Below are 14,051 nucleotides of genomic sequence, written 5' to 3'. Positions count from 1 at the left end.
ATTCTCCTTTGCATTATAAAATATTTTGTCCAATTGCTTTTTCAACATTTTTTTCAATCTCTCTTAAACCGATTCCAATTGTACCATTATGACTTGGGATTAAAATAATCGCTGGTGTCACTTGTTCTTTGTATCGTTCAATCGTTTCTTCTGCTAAAGTAGAGGCTTCTTCCGTTATGAAAATGACCCCAAACTTATTTTTCGCCATAGTTTCAATGGCTTCTCTAACTTGCATTTCTGAAATGGCATGATGGACCTCAAAGCCAAACAGTTTAAATGGTAAGATTGAATTTTTGTCTCCAATGACCCCAATTTTATACCCCATTGACTTTTCGCATCCTTTCTCGAATTTTTTCATTTGAAAACCCACTATGTTTTCCGACCAAAATTAAACGTAGATTTTTCCATTCAACTTCTTTCGCATTCAAAAAGGCTAGTAATGGGAGCGGCCCAAAAGCAACCGTTCGCCCATTTTCATACATTGAGGTCAGGTAATCATCCTTGAGTTTTTCAAAAGCCAATAAATTTAATTCATTGGTTTCTTTATTGATGATCTTTTCTAATAGTTGTCCGTAATTCGTTGTTCTGACAAATGCAGTAAATTCTACAAGTGACTTTTCCGCATAGGTCAACAGCTCTTTCTTTGAGATACTGCCAGCGCTAGAAAGCACGGTTGATAAAAAGTTACTGTTTTGATGTTGAACAATCCCTCTGGCCATCGTTGATAGATTGGTTAAATCAATAAAAGCGATGACCTCCTTCGTTAACTCTTCATAGCCCAATTCATCCGCCAATTTTCGCTGTTGCTGTAAAAATGCTCGATCATAAAGGATATCAATTGCTTGCGGCAAACCGCCTTCTTCCAGATAGGCAAAAACATCACGAATCACTTCTAATAATGCTGGCTCAAGTTCGGAAGAGTTTTTTGTATGAATGGCACTTTTGACTGTGTTTAGAGAATAACGACCATCTTCTAAATAAAGATAATCAAAATCTTTACCTGTTCGCTCAGCTTTCGTCAAAATCTTCAAGTTATGGAAGGTAAAACGCATCGTATACAACGTTACTACAGCTGGTTCTGGAGCCATTTCATATAACCACCGATAAAGATTTCCCAATGCTTCAGAAGAATGGTAGTCAAATTTTTCTTCAAAAGTTTCGGTTAAATAAGGTTGATAAACCGTACTTTTTAACATATTTTTAACGTCTTCAACTGTTTCCGCTTCTAAAAGTTGTTGAAACTGTTGCTCAGAAAGCAGCTCCGTTTCTTTTAAACGAATCAGCGGATTAATTTGATGATACGTTGGTTTTCTCATTCTACGTCCTCCCTTCTTAACTGAAAAGTTTTTCTGCTACTTTAAAGCCTTCTGTTTTTTGAATCTCTTCAACTAATGCTGAAAAGAGAAAATTATAATCCAAACCATCTTTTGCAACGATAAAGCCGCTTTCTTTTGGAACAACCTCCTCTGAAAGCTCCCATTGAACAGTAGCATCAGAAAGTGCGGTCAGCCACTCTTGCGTTACTTTCGCTTGAGAATACTCGCCTAAAAGAATGGTTGCTTTTCCTGTTAATTCAAGTGAGCCTAATTGTGCTTTCATAAATTGTTGAAATTCTTCCGCTGACCATTCACTCATCTTTAAGACCACTTCGTCAAATAATTGGTTAAGATATGCTTGTTTTTTATTTAATGCATCTTGACGAATTTCTAGTGTTTGCCGTTGTTGGCGTTGTTTAAATTCTTTTAATAATTGTTGTTGTCGTTTTTCTATTTCATGTTCTTGCTTCAGCAAAATTTCTTGTTGTGCTGCTTGGAATTCTTGATCGATGCGCGTTTGTTCACTGGTGACATAGGCTTCGACTTCTTGCTTTCCTTGCTGCTTAATTTCACTGATGATTTTTTCAATGGCATCCATCCATCTGCCTCCTCAATTATTTGACGTTCAATACAAGTAAGAAGGAAATTACGAACCCTAAGATGGCATAAGTTTCAACCATGGCAGCATAGATAATTCCTTTTGTTGCATGTTCTGGTTTCTTCGCTAAAATTTGGATCCCCGCAGCGGCTACACGACCTTGGGCAATCCCAGAGAACAATCCTGCAAAGGCAATTGGTAAAGCTGCTACAAAATAGTTCAATCCTTGAACCATACTCATATCGTTTCCTAAGTTAATATAAATTAAGAAAGCAATAACGAAACCGTATAATCCTTGTGTACCTGGTAATAACTGTAAAATTAACGCTTGACCAAATTTTTCTGGCTGCTCCGTCGTTAAAGCTGCTGCTGCTTCCCCAGTAAAGCCAACTCCTTTGGCTGATCCAATCCCAGCAAAAATTGTCGCCATCGCCATTCCTAATACTGCAAAAACAATTCCACCATTATTATTAATTAAGTAATCCATCATCTCTATTTTCCTCCAATAAATAATTTTCTATTTTTTCTCAACATTAACATACTTTTCTTTTGTTTTTAGCGGGTTAAACGCCCGGCCACCGCCTGTGTAAAATTTTCCAAAGAACTCAACATATTGCAAACGTGCACCATGAACATACGCACCTAATAACGATAAGAATATGTTTAACGCATGTAAAACAATTAACAGCAAGATCCCCACGCTAAAACGGGCAACTGGCGGCATGAACTCAACGAGCATATTAAACGCTGAAGCAATACTTCCCCCAGCAATTCCTAACGCCATCAAACGTGTATAACTAACTAAATCACCGACATAGCCTGTCACACCGTATAGTCCATACAGTCCTTTGGCTAAACCTTTTAATTTGGCCTTCGATTGAATCATTGGAATCACAATAATTGCAACGGCAGAAAGGCTAGCTAAAATCGCACCTGCTGTAAATAAGCCTTCATTTTTAACTACTAATTTACCAACGACTAACAATGCTAAACCAAACAAAATCCCTAACCAAGCGTAACTTTCGTTAATACTATCTAAATAGCGCCTTTGTTTTGATAACTGAATCCCATTAATCATTAAACCGACAACCAATTGGATAAACCCAAAAATAACCGATAAAATAAGAATCGTATTTACATCTTCGGTCGTTGATAAAATCGGAAATGGTGATTTGATTCCAAACATTGTTGGCGGTAATGCTGCACCGAAAAACGAACCGTAAATGAAGCCCCAAATAATTGTTGGAAATGATAAAATCAAGAAAAAGTCGGCAAAACGTTTCATGCCTCTAGGTAAAACAAATGCTTTCAAAGCAATAATAGACAAGAATAGCATCAGTAAGCCATAGCCAATATCCGCTACCATCATGCCAAAAAAGACTAGATAAAACGGCATCATCGCGGGTGTCGGATCAACTTCTTCATATTTTGGTAAGCTATACATCTCTGTTAACATTTCAAACGGCTGCACCAATTTATTATTCGCTAGTTTAACCGGTATATCTGTCTCAATTTCCGCCTTCGTAGGATTTTCAAAAGTAAGAGCTATCTCGTCCTTAGGAACTTTTTCTTCAATCGCTGTCAGAATCCCAGCTTTTTCTTCGACTGGAATCCACGTTTGCAAAATGAAAAATGAGGAAGCATTTAACAAATGTTGACGTGCTTGCTCTCTTTGGATAACCGCCAATAAGACTTCTTCAGCCAAGCAAAACGTTTCATAGAAATCATGATAAGAAGCCAGTTGTTGCTTTAAGGTTTTTTCTTCTTTTTGTAAAATTTCATATCGTTCTTTAACTTGTTGATATGCCTCTTTAGGCGGAACATCATAACGGTATTGGAGTGGTTCAAAACTATATTGGTTTAATAACTCGGTTACCTTTTGCTGATGTTCCTTCAGATAAACGAGTGTAAAATAACTATGGTGCATACTTTGATAAATTTCTTCAAAATAAACTGTTGGCCATTGAGATAAAGCGCTCAAAAAGCTGGCTTTATTGGCTAGATTTATCGAACCATGAACGACATTACTACTTTTTAACTGCTGTTTATGCGGTAAAACATCTAGATATTGCCAGCGGCCTAATAATTCTTCTTCGGCTTCTAATCCTTGGCGATCCGTTTGAATTTGTTTCAAAGATTCTTGAATATTCTTTAATTCCGTCAAATAGCTTTGTAATGTTTCTTCATCAAAGGTTTGTTCCAACTCTTCCAAAGTATAGACTTTTCTTTTTATCTTTAAACCTTTTCCTGAAGAGCGTGTCAAAAATAAAAGAAGCTCTTGCAATTGTTGTAGCATCGTTTCATATTTACGTAGCTGTTCAGTTGACTGTTCTGCTTGTAAAAAAGAATATTGACTCTTTAAGGCTTGTTCTTCTTCAGGCGAATGAAAAATCCGTTTTACTTCGACAATTTGCAGGCCTTGAATGGCTTGTAGAATTGCTGCTTCTTTTTCAGCAGCGGCAATTATTGTCATTTTTTCCATTTTACTAACTGCCATAAACGTCTTTCACCCTCTCAATAATTGAATCAATGACTTGTTCTTTGTTCGCTTCGTAACGTTCGTGAAGCGCTTGTTCTGTACGCTTTGTTTCATCTAAAAGTTGTTCTTTTTCAAGTTGTAACATCTTTTCTTGCGTTGCTAGTGAATCCGTCAGCACTTTTTCAACAGCTTCTTCACTCTCTTGCCGTAGTTCAGCTAAACGTTCTTGCTTCTGTTCTTCATATAAACGACAATTCATCTTAGCTTGTTGCCGATGCTCTTCCACCGCATCTTCCGCTGCCTTGATTTGCTCTAGTACTTCTTGTACCATTATCTCCACCTCCTTAGTTTTTACACCTTTAGCATATAAGAAAAAGGACTAGCGAAATAGAGATACGCTCAGCCCTTTTGTTTTAGGTATGCAAAAAGGCGCAAACTCAAAAATTGTTCTTCTCACCCCTTGAAGAACTGAATCCTTGAAGCTTTCGCCCAACCATTCTTTATTCAATACTCTACCATCTTAGCAAAGTTTTTCGCAAAATTCAATACTTACCCAAATGAATTAAAATAACAAACTTTCCCTTTTATAATAGGTAATAAAAATAATAAATTTTTTCACATCGATGTGCTATACTTACGTAAACAATTAAATTTATTTGGAGGGATCTCTGATGAATATACGATATATTTCAATCTCTGGTAATACACGCTCATTTGTTCAACGTTTAACAACTTATGCCGAAGAGCAACATCAGCAAAACGAAAAAAATCCTACGATTACTTTAAAAGAAATTTCGGAAAATTCTCCGTTAGAAGTAGAATCAGAACCATTTTTTACCTTTGTACCTACCTATTTAGATGGTGGCGATGGCGTCAACAACGGCAATACCGAAATTTTAACAGAAGTCATGCGAGAATATCTTGCTTTTGAAAATAATTATCGTTATTGCTCCGGCGTGGTGGGCAGCGGCAATAAAAACTTTAATCACCAATACTGCCTGACAGCCAAACAGTATGCAGAACAATTCAACTTTCCCTTCTTAGCTGATTATGAATTAAGAGGCACCCAAGCGGATATTGAACGAATTTATGCTATTTTAAAGGAAAACCAATAAGCAAGTTTCATTACTAAAAGGCTCACCTATGATAGACTACATTTTGAGGTGAATAAAATGAGAAATACATGGTTAGCAGAACAACTTCAGTCAATCAGTGAAGAACCCAATTCTTTTATTATCGAGGAAACCATCAAATATATTGAACAATTAGAAGATGATAATGAAAGTCTTCAAGTTGCATTGGAAGGAACTATTTGGAGTCCTAAAAAATGGAACGAACCTTTGGAAAAATAATTTAAATAGAAGAAAAGAGCCAGAAACGTAAGTGTTTCTGGCTCTTTTCTTCCGTTATTTACAAATTATAGGCGTGCATTTAAATCTTTTGCTAATTCTTCAAATCCTGGTTTACCTAATAAAGCGAACATGTTGCGTTTGTAAGCTTCAACACCTGGTTGGTCAAATGGATTAACCCCATTTAAGTAACCTGAGATACCAACCGCAATTTCGAAGAAGTACATAACATAACCTAATGAATAAGCATCCATTGTTGGAACTTTAACGATCATGTTTGGCACACCACCATCTGTGTGAGCAAGCAACGTACCTTCGAACGCTTTTGTATTGACGAAGTCAATTTCTTTTCCTTGTAAATAGCCTAAACCATCTAGATCTTCATTTTGTTCTGGAATTGAAATGCTATGGCGTGGATTTTCAATTTTAACCACTGTTTCAAATAAGTTACGCATACCTTCTTGAACATATTGGCCCATGGAATGTAAGTCAGTTGAAAAGTCTGCTGCTGCTGGGAAAATACCTTTGCCATCTTTTCCTTCTGATTCACCGTATAATTGTTTCCACCATTCAGAGAAATAGTGCATACCAGGCTCATAGTTAATTAACATTTCAGTTGTTTTGCCTTTACGATATAAAATGTTACGTAACGCAGCATATTGATAGGCTTGGTTTTCTTTTAAGTCGCTCGTTGCGCCGTATTCTTTACGTGCATCATTTGCACCTTCCATTAAACGATCAATATCCGCACCGCTAACAGCGATTGGTAAAAGACCTACTGGCGTTAAAACAGTGAAACGACCGCCCACATCATCAGGAATCACAAATGTTTCCCAACCTTCCGCATCGGCTTCAACTTTTACTGCTCCTTTAGCACGGTCAGTTGTCGCATAAATACGTTTATTGGCTTCTTCTTTGCCATATTTATTAATTAATAACTCTTTAAAGACGCGGAAAGCAATCGCTGGTTCTGTCGTAGTTCCAGATTTTGAAATAACGTTGACAGAAAAATCACGATCACCAATCACATTGATTAAATCAGCTAAATAAGTTGAGCTGATGCTATTTCCAGCAAAGAAGATTTGTGGCGCTTTCCGTTCTTCTTTTGATAATAGATTATTAAATGAATGTGTCAAAAATTCAATTGCTGCACGGGCACCTAAATATGAACCACCGATACCAATGACTACTAATACCTCAGAGTCAGATTGAATTTTTGCTGCTGCTTTTTTAATGCGCGCGAATTCTTCTTTGTCATAGTTTTCTGGTAAATCAATCCAGCCAGTAAAATCATTACCAGCTCCTGTACCTTCACGTAATGCTTTGTCCACTGCAGTGACTTGTGTTTGCATGTATTCCAATTCATGGTCAGCAACAAATGGTGCTAATTTGGAATAATCTAATTGAATGTGTGACATTCCTTTTCCTCCTCGAAAGTAAACTTACTACATGTATACTTTACGTGTTTTTAGACATTTTTTCAAGCAAATTCTTTTGGATAGACCAATTGTTTAATTTTAACTATTTAATTAGAGATATTTATTCTCTTAATCAAACAAACCAACAAAAAATGCTAGGAAATCCTAGCATTTTTTGTTATTAAACAAGTCCTTGACTCAGCATCGCTGCCGCTACTTTTTCAAAGCCAGCAATATTCGCACCTAAAACAAAGTTATCTCGTGCCTGATATTCGTTAGCTGTATCACGACAAGTCTCATAAATGTTTTGCATAATTTGATCTAACATACCGTCAACTTTTTCAAAGGACCAAGCTAAACGTTCAGCATTTTGGCTCATCTCTAATGCAGAAACCGCAACACCACCTGCATTAGCGGCTTTACCTGGACAATAAATTACAGCTGATTTAGCAAAAACGGCGACTGCTTCTAGTGTACAAGGCATATTTGCGCCTTCTGCCACGACTTTCACTCCATTTTTCACTAAAATAGCGGCTTGCTTTTCGTTGATTTCATTTTGTGTTGCACATGGTAACGCAATGTCATACGCTGTTTCGAAATCCCAAACAGATTCTTTATCATAATAAGTTGCGCCTTTACGTGTTTCAACATATTTTGAAATGCGTTCACGATTTTTTTCTTTTAGTTCTTTTACTAACGCCACATCAATTCCTTCTGGATCATAGACAAAACCGGACGAATCGGAACATGTGATTACTGTGGCGCCTAGCTCAGTTGCTTTTTCCATGGCATAAATTGCGACATTCCCGCTACCAGAAACAGCGACTTTTTTGCCTTCAAACGTATCGTTTTTATCTGCTAATAAATGTTTAACAAAATAAACCGTTCCATAACCCGTCGCTTCTGTTCTTGCTTGGCTTCCCCAGTATCCTAAAGGTTTTCCAGTCAACACTCCTGCATCATAGTTGCGCAAGCGTTTATACATGCCAAACAAATAACCAATTTCACGAGCGCCTACGCCAATATCGCCTGCTGGAACATCTGTACTTGGACCAATATGTTTTTGAAGTTCGGTCATGAAACTTTGACAAAAGCGCATCACTTCAGCATCTGACTTACCTTTTGGATCAAAATCACTACCGCCTTTGCCGCCACCGATTGGCAAACCAGTTAAACTATTTTTAAAAATTTGTTCAAAGGCCAAAAACTTCATCACACTTAAATTCACACTTGGATGAAACCGCAAACCACCTTTGTATGGTCCAATCGCTGAATTATATTGGACACGATAGCCTCTGTTCACATGCCAGTTGCCCTGGTCATCTTGCCACGGCACACGAAATTGAAAAATACGTTCAGGTTCAATCAAGACACCTAAAACATTTGCTTCAATGTATTGAGGATTTTTTTCTAAAAAACCTTCTACGGTTGGTAAAAACTCATCGACTGCTTGTAAATATTCTGTTTGACCTTGGTCTAATTGGTGAATCTTTTCTTGAATATTTTTAACATATTGTTTTGCGTCCATTTAATCATCCTCTCATTGTTATAGGTTTATTTTAACTGAAAATTCAAAAATTACCATAGTCAAACGTTTATTTTTTCCTTAAATCCAGAAAAAATCCTGTAATTATGGTACACTACCTATTGAATTGGAGGAGAACTATGAAGAAATTTGATGTAATTATTGTCGGTGCTGGGACGAGTGGTATGATGGCCACGATTGCGGCCGCAGAAGCTGGTGCTCAAGTATTATTGATTGAAAAAAATCGCCGTGTTGGGAAAAAATTATTAATGACTGGTGGCGGTCGCTGTAATGTAACCAATAATCGGCCCGCAGAAGAAATCATTTCATTTATTCCTGGGAATGGAAAATTTTTGTACAGCGCATTTTCACAATTTGATAACTATGATATCATGAACTTTTTTGAATCCAATGGTATTCACTTAAAAGAAGAAGATCACGGACGCATGTTCCCTGTTACAGATAAATCGAAGTCAATTGTTGATGCGCTATTTAACCGCATTAACGAATTAGGAGTCACTGTTTTTACAAAAACACAGGTCACAAAATTACTACGAAAAGACGATCAAATAATTGGCGTTGAAACCGAACTGGAAAAAATTTATGCACCGTGTGTTGTATTAACAACTGGCGGCCGCACTTATCCTTCCACAGGAGCAACTGGTGATGGCTATAAACTAGCCAAAAAAATGGGGCATACCATCAGCCCACTCTACCCTACCGAATCGCCTATTATTTCTGAAGAACCTTTTATCCTTGATAAAACGTTGCAAGGTCTCTCTTTACAAGATGTTAATTTAACTGTTTTGAACCAAAAAGGAAAACCTTTAGTTAATCATCAAATGGATATGCTGTTTACACATTTTGGCATTTCAGGACCTGCCGCGCTCCGCTGTTCTAGTTTTATTAACCAAGAATTAACTCGCAACGGTAATCAACCTGTCACGGTAGCCTTGGATGTGTTTCCGACAAAATCTTTTGAAGAAGTGCTGAAAAACGTTGATTACATGATTGAGGAACAGCCAAATAAAGTGGCAAAAAATGCCTTTCATTCTTTAATACCAGAACGGCTGCTCACTTTTTATCTAGAGAAACTAGCAATTGAAGAAGTGCCTGCCAAACAACTAACAGAAAAGCAACGTCTTTCCTTTGTGGAACTACTGAAAGACTTTCAGTTCACTGTTACGAAAACATTGCCTTTGGAAAAATCTTTTGTCACAGGCGGTGGGATTTCCCTCAAAGAAGTGACCCCTAAAACAATGGAAAGCAAATTAGTCAATGGTTTATTTTTTGCTGGTGAACTTTTAGATATTAATGGCTATACTGGAGGCTACAACGTAACAGCTGCATTTGTCACTGGACATGTTGCTGGCTCTCATGCCGCAGAAATTGCAGAATACACCTATTTACCAATTGAAGAAGTCTAAGAGGTCGGGACGGAACCGTTTAACTCCGAGAACCAAGTAGGTACTGTTCAACATCTATTTGCTTTGCAAATAGTGTTTCTCAGCAATAAGAAGGAATTTCCGAAAATTGCTTTTTAATTTTTGGAGAATTTCGGCTTATTTCCGAAGGACCTTCAACTCTTAGAGCTTTAGCTCTTAGAAGTTGTTGAGATCGGAGCAACGCGTAGTGTTGGTTCTGTTCCCGCCGTTTATCAGGTTTTGAGCCTGGGACAAAAATCCAAAGTGATTTTTGTCCCAGGCTCTACTTTTTTTTATTTATCAATAATTTTCCCGTTTTCTAAATAAAGAGTGTGGGTAGCTACTTTTTCCACAAACGTTTCATCATGCGAGGTGAAAATTACTGTTCCTTGATAGGCACTTATAAATTCTTCAAGTGCTTGGATTGTCTCTAAATCAAGAAAATTTGTGGGTTCATCCAATAAGATGATATTATTTGGTTCTATAAACAATTGCGCCAAAGTAATTTTTATGGCTTCTCCACCACTTAGAGAAGATATCTTTGTCTGTAAATTTTCTTGTTGAAAACCTAGCCGATATAAAAGTGAACGCACAATCTTTTCAGAATAATTTGTCCGTTTCAATAAATAAGTCAACAGTGGTTCATCATTTTTTAATCGATAATCTAATTGATGATACGTTCCTAACCGGACTTTGGGAGAAAAGTAAATGGCCGGGTGACGGGCTTCAATTTGTTGAAGGAAAGTACTCTTCCCAGCACCATTTTTTCCACAAAGTGCTATTTTTTCGTTTAAAGGAATTTGAACGTTCACATGGTTAAGAATTGTTCGATTCTCATAAGCGAAAGTTAAATTTTCAATTCTAATTGGATATGGATTGTATAAAGAGAACTGATTATTAGTAGGAAAAATAATTTTTCGCTTTTGTTTTGCTTGTGCAACATCTGGTAATCTGTCAATTCTGGCATTAATCGCTTTCGCTTGTTTTTGGAGTGCTTTTTGTACGGTATCTTTTTGTTTAGAACCAGCTAAACGACTAGGTTGAATTTGCTTTTGTTTTTGTTTTTTTGAAACATGACTAGATTTTTGCGCTTGCGCTTGTTTCTTTGCGTAAGATTCCTGTAATTTTTTCTTTTCCTTTTGATACTGATGATAGACATTATATTGTGTTTGCTGTTCCAATTCTTTTTGACGACAATACGCATCGTAGTTTCCTAAATATTCTTTGACATGTCCATCAGAAACTTCCCAAATTTTCTCTGCTAATTGATTCAAGAAAAAGCGATCATGACTAACAAACAAAACGGTCCCACAATAATACGTTAAATCTGCCACTAACAACTGACGATGTTCTTTATCTAAATGTGTGGTTGGTTCATCTAAAATAACCCCCGTTGGATACTCTGAAAATAATGTTGCTAAGCGTTTTTGGACTTTTTCGCCACCACTTAGTTTTTGATTTTTCTGATTTAGCAAACAGTTTTTGGCAGTTTTCTCCGGTTCATTCGTTATTTCTTCAGCTACTTGTGCCAAGTAATGAAAGTCGTTCAATCTTTGAACTTTTCCTTTGTCTGATTGAATCTTACCCATAATTAAATTGAGCAGTGTTGATTTTCCTGCGCCGTTTTTACCAATAATCCCAATTTTTTCATTTTCATATACAAATAATTCATCAATTTCTAGAATTGGTTTTCCCGAAAAGTGAATACTTACTTCTTTCAGATGAATACTTAATTTTTTCATTTTGCCCTCTTCTTTCATTTCTGAAACGAAAGAATCTTGGGTACGCAAAAAAGGACAGCCTAATCGCTATCCTTGTAGTTTCGTATAAAAGTACACACGCCACCCATGAATTTTAATTTCAGACTTTTTGATAAGATTTATTCAATTTATTTTGTCAAAAAGTCAATCCAAATTCTGATAGATGCCAACATACAATTATACCTCCTCGTTTAACTACTCCCACATTAACACCTCTGCTTTCTTTTGTCAATTCTGACCCTAAAATCAGAGAATCGGACTTTAGTAGGATACAATTTTACCGAAACTATGGCAAAATAAAGACGGAGGTGAAAACCATGAAGATTACATTGACACGAAAAACATCAGTTTGGGGCGCGTTACGCTATTTTACATTTTATAAAAATGGTGTGCATCAAGGGAAACTTTTTACTAATGTACCTATTGAAATTGAGGCTGACCCTGGGGATGTTTTAACGTTCTATGAAGGCTGGTTCCAATTTTATCGGCGCATTGAAGTTACTGAAGATACCAAAGAAATCACGATTATCAATTCTAAAAAATTACAGCACGTTTTTTATACCTGTGTCGTCTTATTTTTAATTTTAACGCTATTATTCCTTTCCGCACAGAAACTTTCGACGTTTATTATTGCTGAAATTTTAATTTATTCTGGTATTCAATGGCTGTTCCGGCAACAAACCTATCATTTTACTGTCAAGAAAAAAACGGAATCCTTTGCTTCCTATTCTAAAAAAAGTATCGCACACTAAACGAATCTTTAGCGTGCGATATTTTTTAATTACTTTTCATTAATTCGGCCACATATGTGACTGTTTCTGGTTGTGTTTCTTCAATTTTATTAATCGCATCTGCAAAATTCGGTAAATGCGCTTTGTGGGCAATTAATAATTCGTCCAACAAGGTCTTCGCCATGACGCCGCCAGGAACTAATGGATTAATAGTGAAAGCATGCAATGCTGCGCCGTAATCACCATTGATGGCTGCTCGAATAACCGTTTCTTCCATAGCTTTCATATTTTGAATAATTCCTCGTGCTGATGGCGGAAAGGCGCCCCAGTTGTAGGGTTCATGGCCATGTGCTGTCACAGGTCCAGATACTTCTACAACACAATCATACGGTAAATCAGTAATTGTCCCATTATTTTCAGTAGAAACAACCATATCCGTTCGTTTATCATTATAGATTGATGCGATCATTTCACAAGCTGCATCGCTATAGTGTGTGCCGCCCCGTTCTTCTAATTCTTTTGGTTTGTAATCTAGTTTGGGATCTTTATACAATTCAAACAAACGACCTTCCGTTTCTTTAACCACTTGAGCTCTTGTTTCGCCCCGTTCAAACTCTTCGATGGAATGCTTCAACATCTCATCTTCAATATAATAATAGCGATGATAACCACATGGTAACATGCCTAAATCTTTCAACTGTTCATAATGAAACGGCGCATCAAAAATATTTTTCAAATGACTTTCTTGCTCTTGCTTAGGCCCGTAAATTAAATCAATGAGTTCTTGTGTTCGCTCTTGTCCTTCTTTGTCCCAAACGCGGTGCCAATGGAAATGATTAATTCCAGCAAATTTAAAGAATAAGTCTTCTTCTGGAATTCCCAGCATTTCGGCCGCTTGTTTTCTATGACCAATCGGCACATTACATAAGCCCACTGTTTTTTTCCAACCGCCATGTTTAATTGCAGCTTCCGTAACCATTCCAGCTGGATTGGTAAAATTCACTAACCAAGCATCTGGGCAAAGACGTTTCATATCGTCAATAATAGCTAAAATGACAGGAATTGTTCGAAATGCTTTAAACATTCCTCCCGCGCCATTTGTTTCTTGGCCTAATACGCCATGGGACAAAGGAATCCGTTCATCTTTAATGCGAGCATCTAATAATCCTACACGGAACTGTGTTGAAACAAAATCCGCCCCTTCTAAGGCTGCTTCACGGTCTAAGGTTAAATGAACTTCCCAATCCAAACCAGCAGCTTTAATCATGCGCTTCGCCATTGCACCAACGATTTCCAATTTTTCTTTGCCAGCTTCAATATCGACTAACCAAATTTCCTTAATTGGTAGTTCATCTTTTCTTTTAATGTATCCTTCAATTAATTCGGGTGTATAACTAGAACCGCCACCTATTGTTGCAATTTTTAATGCTCCTCTTGTCATCCGTCTTCTT

At 37.0% G+C, this 14,051-nt stretch carries 14 protein-coding genes and 1 other annotated feature; of the genes, 4 read left to right on the top strand and 10 right to left on the bottom strand.

Annotated elements, in window-relative coordinates:
• Positions 1-13 precede the first annotated feature (13 nt).
• The 6 genes from IGL49_RS05845 to IGL49_RS05820 are packed head-to-tail and all read right to left on the bottom strand — an operon-like array spanning position 14 to position 4,724.
• Positions 14-325 (bottom strand): V-type ATP synthase subunit F, encoded by a 312-nt coding sequence (locus IGL49_RS05845; RefSeq protein WP_104855024.1) that lies wholly within the window; start codon positions 323-325, stop codon positions 14-16.
• Positions 315-1,316: a V-type ATPase subunit gene (locus tag IGL49_RS05840; RefSeq protein ID WP_104855023.1), complete on the bottom strand. Its 1,002-nt coding sequence runs from the start codon at positions 1,314-1,316 to the stop codon at positions 315-317. The genes IGL49_RS05845 and IGL49_RS05840 overlap by 11 nt, the downstream gene beginning before the upstream one ends.
• Positions 1,317-1,332: 16 nt before the next feature.
• Positions 1,333-1,914 (bottom strand): V-type ATP synthase subunit E, encoded by a 582-nt coding sequence (locus IGL49_RS05835; protein ID WP_104855022.1) that lies wholly within the window; start codon positions 1,912-1,914, stop codon positions 1,333-1,335.
• Positions 1,915-1,930: 16 nt separating this feature from the next.
• Positions 1,931-2,404 carry a V-type ATP synthase subunit K gene (locus IGL49_RS05830; protein WP_002363905.1) on the bottom strand — a complete coding sequence of 158 codons (474 nt, stop codon included), beginning with the start codon at positions 2,402-2,404 and terminating at the stop codon, positions 1,931-1,933.
• A 27-nt stretch (positions 2,405-2,431) separates the two neighbouring features.
• Positions 2,432-4,411: a V-type ATP synthase subunit I gene (locus tag IGL49_RS05825; RefSeq protein ID WP_104855021.1), complete on the bottom strand. Its 1,980-nt coding sequence runs from the start codon at positions 4,409-4,411 to the stop codon at positions 2,432-2,434.
• Complete coding sequence (locus IGL49_RS05820) at positions 4,401-4,724, bottom strand: V-type ATPase subunit F (RefSeq protein WP_002381927.1); 324 nt, start codon at positions 4,722-4,724, stop codon at positions 4,401-4,403. Before IGL49_RS05820 ends, IGL49_RS05825 begins: the two co-directional genes overlap by 11 nt.
• 116 nt (positions 4,725-4,840) lie before the next feature.
• Positions 4,841-4,888, bottom strand: a sequence feature (sodium ion sensor (DUF1646 type); this cis-regulatory element may regulate processes involved in with the transportation of sodium ions).
• A gap of 176 nt (positions 4,889-5,064) precedes the next feature.
• Here IGL49_RS05820 and nrdI point away from each other — a divergent pair.
• Both nrdI and IGL49_RS05810 read left to right on the top strand, forming a co-directional pair.
• The gene (gene nrdI, locus IGL49_RS05815; RefSeq protein WP_104855020.1) at positions 5,065-5,508 is read left to right on the top strand and encodes a class Ib ribonucleoside-diphosphate reductase assembly flavoprotein NrdI; all 444 of its coding nucleotides are present in this window, start codon (positions 5,065-5,067) and stop codon (positions 5,506-5,508) included.
• Positions 5,509-5,565: 57 nt separating this feature from the next.
• Positions 5,566-5,745, top strand: a complete 180-nt coding sequence (locus tag IGL49_RS05810; protein WP_002357684.1) for a hypothetical protein — start codon at positions 5,566-5,568, stop codon at positions 5,743-5,745.
• 65 nt (positions 5,746-5,810) lie between these two features.
• Here IGL49_RS05810 and IGL49_RS05805 read toward each other — a convergent pair whose 3' ends face one another.
• A complete protein-coding gene (locus tag IGL49_RS05805) occupies positions 5,811-7,160 on the bottom strand; it encodes a glucose-6-phosphate isomerase (protein ID WP_002357685.1) in 1,350 nt (449 codons plus the stop codon).
• 181 nt (positions 7,161-7,341) lie between these two features.
• Complete coding sequence (gene gdhA, locus IGL49_RS05800; RefSeq protein WP_002360402.1) at positions 7,342-8,688, bottom strand: NADP-specific glutamate dehydrogenase; 1,347 nt, start codon at positions 8,686-8,688, stop codon at positions 7,342-7,344.
• A 137-nt stretch (positions 8,689-8,825) separates the two neighbouring features.
• Here gdhA and IGL49_RS05795 point away from each other — a divergent pair, with 137 nt between their 5' ends.
• Positions 8,826-10,112 (top strand): NAD(P)/FAD-dependent oxidoreductase, encoded by a 1,287-nt coding sequence (locus IGL49_RS05795; RefSeq protein ID WP_002357691.1) that lies wholly within the window; start codon positions 8,826-8,828, stop codon positions 10,110-10,112.
• A gap of 290 nt (positions 10,113-10,402) precedes the next feature.
• On the opposite strand, the gene abc-f is transcribed toward IGL49_RS05795, so the two are convergent.
• Complete coding sequence (abc-f, locus tag IGL49_RS05790; protein ID WP_164982889.1) at positions 10,403-11,869, bottom strand: ribosomal protection-like ABC-F family protein; 1,467 nt, start codon at positions 11,867-11,869, stop codon at positions 10,403-10,405.
• A gap of 245 nt (positions 11,870-12,114) precedes the next feature.
• Here abc-f and IGL49_RS05785 point away from each other — a divergent pair, with 245 nt between their 5' ends.
• Positions 12,115-12,621: a hypothetical protein gene (locus IGL49_RS05785; protein WP_164982890.1), complete on the top strand. Its 507-nt coding sequence runs from the start codon at positions 12,115-12,117 to the stop codon at positions 12,619-12,621.
• A gap of 25 nt (positions 12,622-12,646) precedes the next feature.
• On the opposite strand, the gene IGL49_RS05780 is transcribed toward IGL49_RS05785, so the two are convergent.
• Positions 12,647-14,041, bottom strand: coding sequence for a 6-phospho-beta-glucosidase (locus tag IGL49_RS05780; protein WP_104855016.1), 1,395 nt, complete (start codon positions 14,039-14,041; stop codon positions 12,647-12,649).
• Positions 14,042-14,051 lie beyond the last annotated feature (10 nt).

The organism is Enterococcus sp. DIV1337a (assembly GCF_051712285.1).
Classification (GTDB): domain Bacteria; phylum Bacillota; class Bacilli; order Lactobacillales; family Enterococcaceae; genus Enterococcus; species Enterococcus faecalis.
The sequence above is the reverse complement of the archived record's forward strand: the minus strand, read 5'-3'. Positions and strand labels throughout refer to the sequence as shown.